9 protein-coding genes are annotated in these 13,510 nt (G+C 73.5%); 6 read left to right on the forward strand and 3 right to left on the reverse strand.

Annotation, left to right across the window (positions count from 1 at the left end; genetic code table 11):
* Window positions 1–48 precede the first annotated feature (48 nt).
* Window positions 49–1,584 (reverse strand): glycosyltransferase family 39 protein, encoded by a 1,536-nt coding sequence (locus tag ACZ4M8_RS21130; RefSeq protein ID WP_467609550.1) that lies wholly within the window; start codon window positions 1,582–1,584, stop codon window positions 49–51.
* A 587-nt stretch (window positions 1,585–2,171) separates the two neighbouring features.
* Window positions 2,172–5,162 carry a D-alanyl-D-alanine carboxypeptidase gene (locus ACZ4M8_RS21135; RefSeq protein ID WP_467609552.1) on the reverse strand — a complete coding sequence of 997 codons (2,991 nt, stop codon included), beginning with the start codon at window positions 5,160–5,162 and terminating at the stop codon, window positions 2,172–2,174.
* A 236-nt stretch (window positions 5,163–5,398) separates the two neighbouring features.
* On the opposite strand from ACZ4M8_RS21135, the gene ACZ4M8_RS21140 reads away from it, so the two are divergent.
* The 6 genes from ACZ4M8_RS21140 (at window position 5,399) to ACZ4M8_RS21165 (ending at window position 12,246) form a co-directional block, all read left to right on the forward strand.
* Window positions 5,399–6,166, forward strand: a complete 768-nt coding sequence (locus tag ACZ4M8_RS21140) for a GOLPH3/VPS74 family protein (RefSeq protein WP_467609554.1) — start codon at window positions 5,399–5,401, stop codon at window positions 6,164–6,166.
* Window positions 6,167–6,474: 308 nt separating this feature from the next.
* The gene (locus tag ACZ4M8_RS21145; RefSeq protein WP_467609556.1) at window positions 6,475–7,341 is read left to right on the forward strand and encodes a helix-turn-helix domain-containing protein; all 867 of its coding nucleotides are present in this window, start codon (window positions 6,475–6,477) and stop codon (window positions 7,339–7,341) included.
* 259 nt (window positions 7,342–7,600) lie between these two features.
* Window positions 7,601–7,801, forward strand: coding sequence for a DUF397 domain-containing protein (locus ACZ4M8_RS21150; protein WP_399089489.1), 201 nt, complete (start codon window positions 7,601–7,603; stop codon window positions 7,799–7,801).
* A gap of 197 nt (window positions 7,802–7,998) precedes the next feature.
* On the forward strand, window positions 7,999–9,222 hold the full coding sequence (locus ACZ4M8_RS21155) for an aminotransferase-like domain-containing protein (protein WP_467609558.1): 1,224 nt from the start codon (window positions 7,999–8,001) through the stop codon (window positions 9,220–9,222).
* A gap of 619 nt (window positions 9,223–9,841) precedes the next feature.
* Entirely contained in the window at window positions 9,842–10,288 is a 447-nt protein-coding gene (locus ACZ4M8_RS21160) for a DUF2690 domain-containing protein (protein ID WP_467609560.1), read from the forward strand.
* Between the two features lie 389 nt (window positions 10,289–10,677).
* On the forward strand, window positions 10,678–12,246 hold the full coding sequence (locus ACZ4M8_RS21165) for a sodium:solute symporter family protein (RefSeq protein ID WP_467609562.1): 1,569 nt from the start codon (window positions 10,678–10,680) through the stop codon (window positions 12,244–12,246).
* Window positions 12,247–12,371: 125 nt separating this feature from the next.
* On the opposite strand, the gene ACZ4M8_RS21170 is transcribed toward ACZ4M8_RS21165, so the two are convergent.
* Window positions 12,372–13,502 carry an ADP-ribosylglycohydrolase family protein gene (locus ACZ4M8_RS21170; protein ID WP_467609564.1) on the reverse strand — a complete coding sequence of 377 codons (1,131 nt, stop codon included), beginning with the start codon at window positions 13,500–13,502 and terminating at the stop codon, window positions 12,372–12,374.
* Between the last annotated feature and the right edge of the window lie 8 nt (window positions 13,503–13,510).

The raw sequence follows: 13,510 nt of genomic DNA on the forward strand, positions 1-13,510 counted from the left end.
GGCCGACAGCCCAACTCCCCACCACCCGGTCCCCCACCACCCCGGCACCTACCGCCCCGCCCTCGCCCCCTCCTGATCCCCGCACCCCGCACCCGCCCGTGCGTACAACGCGACCCACCCGCCGTGGACCGTGCGGCTGCGGCAGAAGGTGAAGACCTCTCGGAGCGTCGTCCGTTTGGCGATCTCCTGGTCGTCGGTGCCGTCCGGCCCGGCGGGGCCGTCGCCCACGACCACGATGCGGCCGGTGGGCGTGGTGAGCATCCGGTCGCGGACGGCGTCGCCGGAGCGTTCGGTGCCGTAGAGGGTGCCGGAGGCGGACGGAGCGCGGCGCAGCGCGAGATCGCGCAGGTCACGGTAGGCGTCGGGGTGGGCGGCCACCCAGACGCGGCGGCGGGCCGGGAGGAAGAGGAGACCGTCACCGGGACCGGCGAGCGCACGTACGGCGCGCGCTACGGCCGTCGCGTCATCCACCCGGCTGACGGGCATCCGCAACCGGAACTGCACAGGCAGCAGCCCCACCACGACGAGTGTCAGCGCCAGCGCGCGCCGCCGCAGCCGGGCGCCGCTCTGGCCGTCCTCCCCCACCGGGCGCAGCAGCCGGGCCAGCGCGGCGCCGGCGAGCAGCGCGAAACCCGCCGTGCAGTAGAGGACGTAGCGGTCGACGTAGGCCGGTTCGACGGAGGAGAGCAGGAAGAGCAGAAGGGTGGGGAGCAGAAGCAGGGGCAGAGCGAGGGCGCGCAGCCCGATGGGGCCACGGGAGCGGATACGGGTGCGGGCGCAGGCGATGCCGGTGACGGCGAGGACCGCGAAGGTGAGCAGTTGCAGCGGGTCGGGCCAGACCAGCCAACTGAGCTGGCCGGACTGGCGGGTGCTGTAGAGGACGAGCGGGGCGAGTCCGGCGAGGACCCCGGCGGCGGTCAGGGCCCAGGTGTGCAGGGTGCGGCGCGGGAGCCGGCCGAGGACGAGCGCGGCGCCGTGCACGGGCAGCGCCAGGACGGCGAACTCGTGCAGCAGACACGCCGTCAGCATCAGCGCCGCGTAACAGGCCCACAGCGCGCGGCACGAACGGCCGGGCTCCCGCCGCACCCGGACCGCGATCCGTACGAGCAGGTAGCAGGCCCAGACGACCAGGGCGCAGACCAGCGCGTACGAGCGGCCTTCCTGCGCGTACTGCTGTACGGGCGGGAGCAGTGCGAACACGATGCCGGCCCAGCGGCCGGTGCGGCGTCCGACGAGGCGGTCGCCGAGGAGGGCGACGCCGGCGGTGGCCGCGGTCATGGCGGCGAGGGACGGCACGCGCAGGGCGACGACCTCCTCGCCGAGGGCCCGCCCGACGGCGCCGCCGAACGCCGGGCCGAGGAGTCCGCCGGGCCCCAGGACCGCTTCGTAGGCGGTGAACCAGAGGTGCATCAGCGCGTAGTAGAGGCCGTGCACCACGTCGATGTGGCGGAGGGTGGCCCAGAGCGCGGCGGGGGTGCGGTGCGCCATGTCGTACGTGACGATCTCGTCGCGCCACACGGCGCCGCCGCGGCGCAGTCCCCAGAGGCCGAGTGCGCACATCACCGCGGCGGGGACCGGTGTCACCGCGCGCCACGGCCACCGGACGGGCGGCGCGGGCGGAGCGGGGGCCGGGGGCTTGGGTGCCGGTTCGGTTCGGGTGGCGTCGATGGCGGACTCCGGTCGCGTTCGGTGCGGGCGGTCCGGCGGGGCGCCGGCCGCCCGTGCCTGCCGGGGCCGGGGTGCCCGCCCGGACCCATGCTCGCCCCTCGGGGCCCCGCGCCTCGTCCCTTACGGGCCGTTCCCCCCGGACGGCGGGACGGCTTCGCTCCCCCGGCGGGCGGCTCGGGCACCCTACGGGCCGGACGCGCGGCCCGCAGGGGAAATGACGTACGGCCCCCGGGGCTGCCACGCGGCCCGGCCGCCGCCCGTGGACGAACCCGCAGGTCCGGGGCGTGTCGGCGGGGCACGGTCGGCGGACAGCCATGCGCTCAGGGGCTCCCCGTACGGGTTATGGGGAGCCCTGCGGGAGTCGGCGCTCCCCCCTACGGGCACCGCACCGGCCCCGTAAGGGATCGAGCCGGTCCCTTACGGGACGGGGCCGGCCTCGTAAGAGACGGGGGCGAGCCCCGTACGGGACGGGGCCGGCGGGCCCGTCCCGTACGGAGCCGGGCTCAGCCGATGCGGGTCAGCTTGGCTCCGAAGGTGGGTTCGGTCAGGTCCTCGGCGAGGGCGACCGGGACCCGCTGGGTGCTGTCGCCGCTGCCGACGGTCAGCACACCGACCTCCGTTCCGGCCTTGGCCTCGTGCGGGACGGTCTTGCCGCCGCCGTCGATGGTGAAGGTCGCCTTCAGACCGGGCCAGCCCACCGCGGTGAGGTCCTTGGTGGCGACGACGGGCGTCTCACCGCCGAGACCGTCATCGACATAGCCGACGACCTGCCCCTTCTTGACGACGGTGTCGGCGACCAGCGCCTCCCGCGCCGCCGTGATGACCTTCGCGCTGTTGTCGAGCGCCAGCTTCAGGTGGGCGTTGGGGTCGCTGCTGCTGGTGCGCTGATCCATCGTGACGCCGAGCAGCAGCTGGTCCTTGCCGCCGACGGTGCGGTACGCGGCCCACATGAAGGCGCCGCCCGCGGGCGTGCTGGAGCCGGTTTTGATGCCGCGGACCACGTACGGCATCGTCGTGAGCAGGCTGTTGTTGTTGAACAGCCGCTCCGGCAGCCCGTCGATCTGGACGTTCTCGGTGGCGACGACGGCGCGGAAGGCGTCGTTCTTCATCACCTCACCGGCGAGCTTGAGCTGGTCGACGGCGGTGCTCACCGTCGTCTTCGCCAGACCGCTGGGGTCGGTGTACGTCGTCTTCGTCATGCCGAGTTTGCCGGCGGCGGCGTTCATCTTCTTCACGAACGCCTCCTCGCTCCCGGAGTCCCAACGGGCCAGCTGGCGGGCGGCGTTGTTGCCGGAGGGGATCATCAGCATCTGGAGCATCTGCACCTCGCTGAACTTCTGCCCCTCCTCCAACGGCACCCGCGACTCGTCCTTGTTCTTCGAGTCGGCCGCCGCCTTGGCGTCGATGGTGATCGACTCGCCCTTCTCGCCCTTCTTCAGCGGGTGGTCGCGCAGGATGACGTAGGCGGTCATGACCTTGGCGACGCTCGCCGTCGGTACCGGCTTCTGCGGTCCGGACGTACCGAGGCTGCCGACGCCGACGACCTCCGCCGCGGACTGCCCCTGGCCGGGCCACGGCATGGCGAGGTTGCCGCCCTTGAAGGTGAACGCGGTCGACTTCCCGAGGGCCAGCGTCGGATCCGGCAACGGGCGCACCGACTGGACGACCACGAAGATGATCGCCAGCAGGATCACCAGCGGCGTCCAGATCTTGAACCGGCGGACGACGGTACGGAGCGTGGTCTCCGGCGGCGGCGGGGTGTTGGTGAGCTGCGCGAGCAGATCGAGGGGCGGCAGCGGCTCCTGCCGCGTCCGCTCGGCCTCGGGCAGCGCGCCCGGCTGCGGTCCGGCGGCGGCTCCGGCGCCCGCCGCGGACTTCTCCGTTCCGGTCCCGTCGGCCGACGGCAGGCTCGCCGCGCCCGGGGCGGCCGTCGCCCCGGCGCCCTTCTCGCCCGACTTGGTCTCGCCCGACTTGGCCGCCGTCTTGCCGAGGGAACGCCCGGCGGCGCCGGTGTCGTCCGACTTCAGCGCGACGAACTGGCTGGTCCGCTCGGCGTCCCGCTCCGCGCCCCCGGCCTTACCCGCACTCTTGGCCCCGCCCTCGGCGCCCTTCTGCTCCTTCTCCCCCTCCGCACCGGACTTGGTGTCCCCGGCGTCTCCGGTCCTACCGTCGGCACCCTTCGCGCTCTTGGACGACGCGGCACCGGACGCGGCGCTCTTGCCGTCGGCCGGCGGGGCCAGCCGGAAGGCAGTGGTGGGCGGATCGACCAGGTCGGCGCCCTTCTTCCCGCTCCCGGCCCCGTCCTTGGCGTCGGCCTTGGCCTTGGCACCGGTCCTGGCCCCGGCGTCGGCCTTGTCCGCGGCACCGGCTCCGGCCTCGCTCCCGCCGGACGCCGCGCTCTTCCCGCCGGTCTCGCCCTTGGCGTCGGCCTTGGCATCGGCGTCGGCCTTGCCCGCCGGCTCCGCCGCGGAATCCTTCCGGCCTCCGGGCGCTGCCCCGCCCTCGGGCTCCGCCTTCTCCCCCTGCTTCCGCGCACCCTCGGACTTCGCGATGGTGAAGACGCGGGTGGCGTTGTCGACGGGCTCCTCGGCCGCGCCGGACTTCTTGCCCTTGGCCGTGAAAACGGCCGTCGGCCGGTCCACGTCATCGTCCTCACCGGAGGCGTCCTCACCGTCGGCGGCAAAGGCGCCACCGCGCGCGGCACCGGCCCCGGAGGCCGGCCCGCCCTCGGCGTCCGAGCCTCCCGCCGCACGGTCCGCGGCCTTCGCTTCCCCGCCCTTCGGGAGTGCTGCGCCGTCCTTGTCCTCGACGGCGTCGCCCGCGGCCTTCGCTTCGCCGGTGGGCCCGTCGCCGTCCGCCCCCGCCTCGTCGGCGTCACCGGCACCGGCGGTGTCACCACTGCCCGCCCCCGCGCCGTCGGCCCCGGAACGCTCAGCGGACCCGTCCCCGGCATCCGCGCCGGACGCCGCCTCGGCCCCGGCGCCCGACTCCTTCGCGTTCCCTGTTTTCCCCGCGGCCTTTGCGGGCTTCTTTGCACCACCGCCATCGGCGACAGCGGTGACGTCACCGTCCGCACCGATGCCGCCGACGGCATCGGTGGCGTCCGGGCTCTCCGTCTCGCTCTCGTCGTCCTTGCCCGCGACCCAGGCGGCGACGGCGGCCCGCAGCCGGTCCTCGCCCGGCGCGTCCTCCGCCCCGTCGGCGTCATCGGCGGCCCCGTCCGCACCGGCGGACTCGGCAGGCTCGGTGTCCCCGGAGGTTCCCTTGGCCCCAGAGGCCCCGTCCGTCGCCGTCTCCGGCTTCTCCGGAGCCCCGGCGTCCCCGGATGTCCCAGCGGCCCCGGCGGCCCCGCGTGCGGCGTTCTCGGCCTCCGCGGTCTTCTCCACCGCCTCCGCCGGCTCCCCCCGGAGGACGGCGAGGCGCGGGTCGCTCGCGCCCTGCGCCTTCCCCGACGCCTGCTTCTTGTCCGACTTGTCGGGGGACTCGCCCGCCACCGATGTCTCCTTCGTACGTCGCACTGTCTGGCCAGTGTTCACAAGTGTCCTGTGTCCGCGCGGCGCGCATTCCGCCGACCCCTGCCGCCCCGTCCCGCCGTATCTCGCGGAGGACGCCGTCGCCGTGCTAGACGAGAACGACATACCTACAGGTTCCCTGCCGAACCCCCCACGCACTCTCGACAGATGAATGTGAGAGGGGTCACCCTGTCATGCATCCACGCGGGGAGGCATGGATGGGCAGGAGCCGCAGAACAATTCCGGAGGAGCTTCTGCTGCTGGCTTTGGACCCGGCAACGGGCACCACAGCGCAGCCGCAGTCGCTCGACCTCGGCCTGGCCGGGGCCCAGCTAGTGGAGCTGGCTCTGGCAGGACGGATAGCCCCGGACGGGGATCGTATCGCCGTGGTGATGCCACGGCCGACCGGAGATCCGACGCTGGACTCCGCGCTCGAACTGCTGCGCCGACGCGGCAGTCCGGTGCGCGCCGTCCACTGGATCGGCGGGCCCCGGCTGGGGCTGCGCCAGACGTATCTCTCGCATCTCGAACGCTGCGGCATGGTCCATGCCGTGGAGGGACAGATGTGCGGGGTGCTGCCGACGACGCGCTACCAGGCGACGGAGACGGCCATCAGCCGGGAGATCAGGGCCCGGCTCGACACCGCGATCCGCACCGGCGTACCGCCGGACCCGCGGACCGCGGCGCTCGCCGCGCTGGCCCATGCGGTCGGTCTCGGCAAGCACCTCTACCCGGGGAACGAAGGGCGTTCATCGCGCTCCCGCCTCCGGGATCTGATCCGGCACGACCCCATGGGCGGCCTGGTCGCGCACGCGGTCATGGACGTTCAGAACGGCGTCGCGGCGCAGCCGCGGCGGGCGTCCGCGGCGGGCTCGGGCCACGGCCCGGCGCGCCAGCCGGCCGGGCGGGGCGCGGCGAACGCGTCCGGAGTCCCGGCCCCGTCACGGCGTGGGCACGGCAGCATGGCACGGGCCGGCGTCCGCTGATTCCAGGGGCGCGCGAGGCGGTGCACGCGCCGTCCGCGCGCTCCGGTGATGCTTCCGGACGGCACCCCGCTCCGGCGTCCCGTACGCCGGGCGGGGTGCCGTCGGGTTGCAGAACCGTCCCCACGAGCCCGTTCGGGAGCCGCAGGTGGCGCGGGGCGGCGGGCCGGCCGTTCCGGACGACGGCCGGTCCGCCGCCCCGCGCCTTGCCGTGCTCGCCTTCTGTAGGCGTTTGACTGCGCGGCGTCCATCCGGGGTGGCACTCTGCTGGCACGGAACTACAGCAGTACGACCCCGGAGGTGCGCGTCCCGTGGCGTCCCATGTCAACCCCACCGTCAGACGGCGCCGGTTGGGCCAGGAGCTGCGCCGGCTCCGTGAGCTCAAGGGCATGACGGCGGAGGAGGTGGCCGAGCGGCTGCTGGTCTCGCAGTCGAAGATCAGCAGGCTGGAGAACGGCCGCCGCAGCATCAGCCAGCGTGACGTCCGCGATCTGTGCGGCGTGTACGAGGTGGAGGACCGCCGGATAGTGGAATCGCTGATGCAGATGGCGAAGGACTCCCGGCAGCAGGGCTGGTGGCACGCGTTCGGCGACATCCCGTACAGCGTCTACATCGGGCTGGAGACCGAAGCCGCCTCGCTGCGGGTGTACGAGTCGCTGGTGGTGCCCGGTCTGCTGCAGACGCCGCGGTACGCCCGCGCGGTGATCCCCGGGGTGCTGCCGGAGCTGCCGCCCGACCAGCTGGAGAAACGGATCCAGGTGCGGCTGCGGCGTCAGGAGCGGGTGGAGGATCCCGAGAGTCCGCTGCGGCTGTGGGTGGTGCTCGACGAGAGTGCGCTGCGTCGGGTGGTCGGCGGTCACGACGTGATGCGCGAGCAGTTGGAGCATCTGGTCGAGATGAGCGTCCTGCCGCATGTGACGGTGCAGGTGCTGCCGTACGACACGGGTGCGCACGCCGGAATGTCGGGCACGTTCTCCATTCTCGAATTCGATGCCACCTCCGATTCGAGCGTGGTCTACATCGAGGGCGTCACGAGTGACCTGTATCTGGAGAAGACGAACGACGTCAATAAGTACACGATCATGTATGAACATCTTCGGGCGCAGGCGCTGAATGCCGATCAGAGCCGGGAATTCATCGCGGCTGCGGCGAAGCGGCACGCGGATGCGGTGAGTTGAACTCACCGTCGCGGAATTACCGCCCGGACGGGGCGGGGTGGCCGGAGGGCCGGTGTGCGCCGGTGGGAAGGGGTACGGACCGGTTCTCCGGCGAAGGGCTCGGCAAGGTACACCGGTGGCCGACGGCTTGAAAAGGGATCAAGAAACACGCCATTCGGAAGGGTGAACTGCTCCTGCTGCAAGGGATGTTGGCGCGTAGCGTCAGCACTGCCGAATCCGCAGCAACTCACAGTAGCCGGAGCGAACAGTGAACAAGGTCATGCAGCCCAATTCCGCGTTCTCCTGGACGAAGTCGTCGTACTCCGCCAGCGGCGCGTGCGTCGAAATCGCCGTGCCGACCGCCGCGGCCATTGCGGTGCGCGACTCCAAGGACCCCGAGGGCCCGCGCCTCACCTTCGACAACTCCGCCTGGAGCACTTTCGTGTCGGACGTCGCCGGCGGCGCCTTCGACCTGGCCTGACCGGCCCGCCGTTCCGCCGCGCGTCCCGCGCGCGGCGTACGAGCCCTCTCGACCGGATTCCCCTGTCCTGGCCGAGGGGGCTCTCCCCTGTCCGGGGCCGGGCCCGGCCCCCTGTACCGGTCCGGGTGGGCGGCTTAAGCTCCGGCGATCGGCCGCCGGGCACGAGGCGGCCCGTACCCGAGTGGAGTGGAGCCGTCATGACGGAGCAGGACCGGATACCGCCCACGGCTCCGGCGCCGGAGCCCGCGGCCCGGACGGCGCGGGCGGGGAGTTCCCCGGTGCGCGACATCCTGGCGCTGACCGCGCGCCCCGAGGTGATCTCGTTCGCGGGCGGGCTGCCCGCGCCGGAGCTGTTCGACGCGGCGGGGATCGCCGACGCGTTCCGGTACGTGCTGGCCGAGGAGCCGCGGCGGGCGTTGCAGTACTCACCGACCCACGGCGATCCGCGGTTGCGGGCCGCCATCGCGGAACGGGTCACCGCGCGGGGGCCGGCGACCACCGCGGACGATCTGCTCGTGACCACCGGGTCGCAGCAGGGGCTGACGCTGCTGGCGACGGCGTTGCTGGAGCCCGGGGACGTGGTGCTCGTCGAGGACCCGTGCTACCTCGCGGCGTTGCAGATCTTCGCGCTGGCGGGGGTGCGGGTGGTGCCGGTGCCGACGGATGACGGGGGGCTGCTCCCGGACGCGCTGGACGAGATCGCCGCGCGGGTGGGGCCCAAACTGCTCTATCTGGTGCCGACGTTCCAGAATCCGACGGGCCGGACGCTGTCGCCGCGGCGGCGGGCGGCGGTGGCGTCGGTCGCGGCGCGGCGGGGGCTGTGGATCGCCGAGGACGATCCGTACGGGGAGCTGCGGTTCGAGGGAGAGCCGGTGCCGTGGATCGCGTCGTTCCCGGGGGCGGAGGACCGTACGGCGCTGCTGGGGTCGTTCTCGAAGGTGATGGCGCCGGGGCTGCGGCTGGGGTGGCTGCGGGCCCCGGCCGGGCTGCGGCGGGCCTGCGTGATCGCGAAGCAGGCCGCCGACCTGCACTCCTCGACCGTCGATCAGGCGGCCGCCGCGCGCTATCTGACGGTGGCGGACCTGGACGCGCATCTGGCGCGGGTGCGGGAGGCGTACCGCGCGCGGCGGGACGCGCTGCTCGGCGGGTTGGGTGACGCGTTGCCCGAGGGCTCGCGGTGGAACCGTCCGGCGGGCGGCATGTTCGTCTGGGCGACGCTGCCCGAGGGGTACGACGCGGCGGCGCTGCTGCGTGAGGTGGTGCGGCACGACGTGGCGTACGTCCCGGGGGCGCCGTTCTTCGCGGGGACGCCCGACACGGCGGCGATGCGGCTCTCGTTCGTGACGCATCCGCCGGAGGAGATCGGCGAGGGGCTGGTGCGGCTGGGCACGGCGCTGCGCGGCGCCCGTCCGGCGGGCTGACGACGGGCGGGTGCGGCGGCGCGCCCCGGGGCGTGCGGCGGAAGGGGCAGGTGCCACGGCGGCGCGTACGGGGTCGCGCGACGCCCATCTCCCCTTGTTTGTACGCCTGTTGAGACCTTGCGCCCTTCCGTGCGCCCCGGGGACGGCCCGACAATGCGCTTCCGGCGGGGCCCCGGGCGACGGAGAATCGGGGCAGGCCAGGGACCTCTCAGGAGGCCGGATGAGCACCCACCCGAACGATCCCGCGGAACGGCCCGGCGACGGGGAGCCGGGCGGTGTTCCCCATGCCGTCGATCCGCCCGCGGCCGGTTCGCCCGCCGGCGGACCGCCCGCCCCGGATCGGCCCGGTGACACCAGGGCCGCCGCCGGACCGGGCACCGCCGAGCCGCCGGTCACCGGGGCGCCGGCCGCCACGGATCCCGCCGCCGGTCCGCCTGATGCCGGTCCGGACGCCGCCGGCCCGGCTCGGCCCGATGGCGCCGCCGAGGGCGGGCCGGGCGGCGGTGCGGATGCTTCCGAGGGCGGTGCGGCACCCGGTGGCGCGTCCCGTCCGGAACCTGGCGGGCGGATCCGCGCGCTCGGGCGGCGGCTCCGGGCACACGCGCGGCACACGTTGGTGGTGGCGGTGGCCGCGGCGGTCGCGGGGGCGTTGGTGCCGCTCGCCGTGGAGGCGGTGCGGAAGGCGTTCGAGGAGCCGCCGCCGAAGTGTCCCGGGGCGGGCTGTGACGGGAAGAGTCCGGCCGGGCAGTGTTCCGCGGACGCGGTCACCTGGGAGCCGCGGGTGGGCAATCCCGTACGGCTCCATCTGCGCTACAGCGCGTCCTGCGGTGCGGTGTGGGGGCGGATCGTGAACGGGGAGCCCGGGGACATGGTGACGATCCGGGTGCGGGGCGGCTCGTCCCGGAGCGCGGTCATCGACTTCAACCATGACAAGTTCACCGATATGGCTTCGGTGGGCAGGACGTTCCATGTGCGGCTGTGCGCGGTGCCGTCGACCAGTACGCATCGGGTCGGGACGTGGGTCCCCTACTGCTTCGAGGGCACGGAGCGGTCGGACTGGGAGTGAGCCGCGGGCCGTCCGCCGGGGGGGGGGTCGTGAGGCGCGTTCCTCCCGGCGGTCGGTGGGGTGCCGCGCGGGGTCCCGCTCCCGTGCGGCCGGGCGCCGTGCCGCCGGGGCGGGACGGTGGGGCGTGCTGATCGGGCCTGCGGAGCCCGGCGAAGTGTCCGCACATCGTGCGGGCGGCGGCGGACGGGGGACAACGCCCCAGCCGGTCAAGAGCGGGCAAAATCGTTCGCCTTGATGACCGTTGTTCATATCCATGATCCGTGGGGCCTTGACCGGCCCGCGCGGCGAACGGTTCAATCCCCAAGTCCCCGCTCCCGTACGGGGAACCGCCCCGACGGAACGCCACGGCGAAGTGGTCCACGTTCACCCGGCGGACCCCTGGAGGGGGCATGAACAGTCTCGACTGGGCCGTGCTCATCGGCTATTTCGGTGTGATGGTCGCGATCGGCGTGTGGTCGCACCGGCGCGTCGACGATGTCGGCGACTTCTTCACCGCGGGCGGCCGGATGCCGTGGTGGCTGTCCGGCATCTCGCACCACATGTCCGGCTACAGCGCGGTGATGTTCACCGGGTACGCCGGCATCTCGTACCAGTACGGCATCACCTCGTACGTGACCTGGTCGTTCCCGATCGCGATGGGGATCGCCATCGGGGCGCGGCTGTTCGCGCCGCGGTTGAACCGGCTGCGGTCGCGGCTGCACGTCGCCTCGCCGCTGGAGTACCTCAAGAGCCGCTACAACCTGCCGACGCAGCAGGCGCTCGCCTGGTCGGGGGTGTTGCTGAAGATCGTGGACGTGGGTGCCAAGTGGGCGGCGATCGCGACGCTGCTGTCGGTGTTCACGGGCATGTCGCTGAACCAGGGCATCCTCATCACCGGTGTGGTCACCGGGATCTACTGCACGGTCGGCGGGCTGTGGGCGGACGCGCTGACCGAACTGGGGCAGTTCGTCATCCAGTTACTCGCCGGGGTGGCGATGCTGGTGACGGTCCTGGCGCAGCTCGGGGGTGTCAGCACGCTGTGGACGGCGTGGGACCGGCTGCCGGCGGGGCACACCGCGCCGACCGCGGGGCCGTACACGCTGACGTTCCTGCTGGCGTACCTCTTCATCAAGACCTTCGAGTACAGCGGCGGGATGTGGAACCAGGCGCAGCGGTACATGGCGACGCGCAGTGCGCGGGAGGCGGTGCGGTCGGCGCGGCTGTCGGCGGCGCTGTGGCTGGTGTGGCCGGCGGTGTTGTTCTTCCCTATGTGGATGGCGCCGCTGCTGGTGCGGGCGCAGAAGCCCGACGCGTCGGACGCGTACGCGCTGCTGACCGAACGGCTGCTGCCGCACGGGCTGCTGGGGCTCGTCGTGGTCGGGTTCTTCTCCCACACGATGGCGATGTGCTCGTCGGACGCGAACGCCATCTCGGCGGTCTTCACCCGGGACATCGCCCCGGCGCTGCCGAAGGTCGGGGAGCGGGTGCGCGGCTGGTCGCACCGGGCGGGGCTGCTGGCGGCGCGGCTGTCGACGGTGACGTTCCTGGCGCTGTCGATGGCCATCGCGACGCAGGTCAACTCGCCGGCGTTCAAGGACATCATCACCGTGGTCATCAAGTGGGTGGCCGGTCTGGTCGGGCCGATCTCCATCCCGTTCCTGCTGGGCACGGTGCGGTGGTGCCGGCGCTCCGGACCGACGGCGGCGCTGGTGTCGTGGGCGGCGGGTCTGTTCGCGTTCTGGCTGACGAACTACGGGATCGACGGGGTGCAGCTGCAGATCCAGATCGTGGCGCCGGTGGCCACCTCGTTGGTGCTGTTCCTGCTGATCGGCCTGGTCAGGCCGGAGGACACCCCGGAGCGGGACGCGGTCCTGGAGCGGATCAACGGTGACGGGGACGGTACGGACGGGTTCGGTCCGGTCCGGCGGCTCCCCGGGCAGCGGGCGGACGGCGCCACGGGGCGCGCGGGGAAGGCGTGAGGCGGCCGGGCGCGCGCCGGGACGGGGTCAAGCCCGGGGGCGCCCGGATCGCGGCCTGAGCTGGGCGGATGCCGGGGCGGGGGCCGTTTCGCCGCCCCGGTGTGTCCGGCCCTCCCCGGTGGCCGTCAGGCGCGCGGGTAGCGGGCCAGCCAGCCCGGGGCGGAGCCGGCGGGGCCGTGCAGGGCCGGGCCCTGGGTCATCTCCAGGGCGAAGTCGTCGGCGAGTTGGAGGATGGTGTCGCGGCCTTCGAGTTCGACCAGCCAGACGGGCGGCAGCGCCGTCTCGCCGTGCAGGGTGCCGAGGATGTTGCCGCAGATGGCGCCGGTGGAGTCGCTGTCGCCGCCGTGGTTGACGGCGAGCAGCAGACCGTGGCGGACGTCCTCGGCGACGAGTGCGCAGTAGACGCCGATGGAGAGCGCCTCCTCCGCCGTCCAGCCCTCACCGAGCGATGCGACGCGGGCGGGCGTCGGCATGCCCTGCCGTACGGCGCCGAGCGCGCGCTTGAGGGCTTCGGTGGTCTCCTCGTGGCCGGGGCGGGTGGCGAGGTGGGCGAGGGCCTTCTGGACGGCGCTGTCGAGGTCGTCGCCGCGGGCCAGGGAGTGGCTGATGACGGCGAAGGCGCCGGCCGTGAGGTAGCCGGTGGGGTGGCCGTGGGTCTGGGCGGCGCATTCGACGGCGAGCTGGAAGACGAGTTGCGGCTCCCAGCCGACGAGCAGGCCGAACGGTGCGGAGCGCATGACGGCGCCGCACCCCTTGGAGTCGGGGTTCTTCGGCTTCTCCAGGGTGCCCATGGTGGTGTCGCCGAGTCCGGTGAGGCAGGCGCGGCCCGGGGCGCGGCGGGAGTAGAGCCACTCCTCGCGGGCGAGCCAGCCGTCGTCCTCCTTGCGCTCGTCGGGGCCCCAGTCGCGTTGGGTGGCGGCCCAGCGCAGGTAGGCGCGGTGCACGTCGGTGGGCGGGTGCCAGGCGCCGGTGTCGCGGCGGACCTGGGCGCGGATCAGGCCGTCGACGGTGAACAGCGTCATCTGGGTGTCGTCGGTGACGGCGCCGCGCCGCCCGAAGGCGGGGACGAAGTCGGTGACGCCCTCCTGGCCGTGGGCCTCGCGGATGGCGTCCAGGGAGTCGAACTCGATGCCGGCGCCGAGTGCGTCGCCGATCGCGCCGCCGAGCAGACAGCCGCGGACCCTGCTGCGGAAGTCCTGCTGTTCGGCACGGCCCCAGATGGCGGTGGTGCCGGTGGTGCCTGCCGCTGCGTTCACTGTGCCCT

The organism is Streptomyces sp. NPDC027185 (genome assembly GCF_055567035.1).

Coding starts and splice junctions, on each gene's coding strand:
- ACZ4M8_RS21140 (WP_467609554.1), top strand. CDS start 5,399: ATGGGCAGGAGCCGCAGAACAATTCCGGAGGAGCTTCTGCTGCTGGCT.
- ACZ4M8_RS21150 (WP_399089489.1), top strand. CDS start 7,601: ATGCAGCCCAATTCCGCGTTCTCCTGGACGAAGTCGTCGTACTCCGCC.
- ACZ4M8_RS21155 (WP_467609558.1), top strand. CDS start 7,999: ATGACGGAGCAGGACCGGATACCGCCCACGGCTCCGGCGCCGGAGCCC.
- ACZ4M8_RS21165 (WP_467609562.1), top strand. CDS start 10,678: ATGAACAGTCTCGACTGGGCCGTGCTCATCGGCTATTTCGGTGTGATG.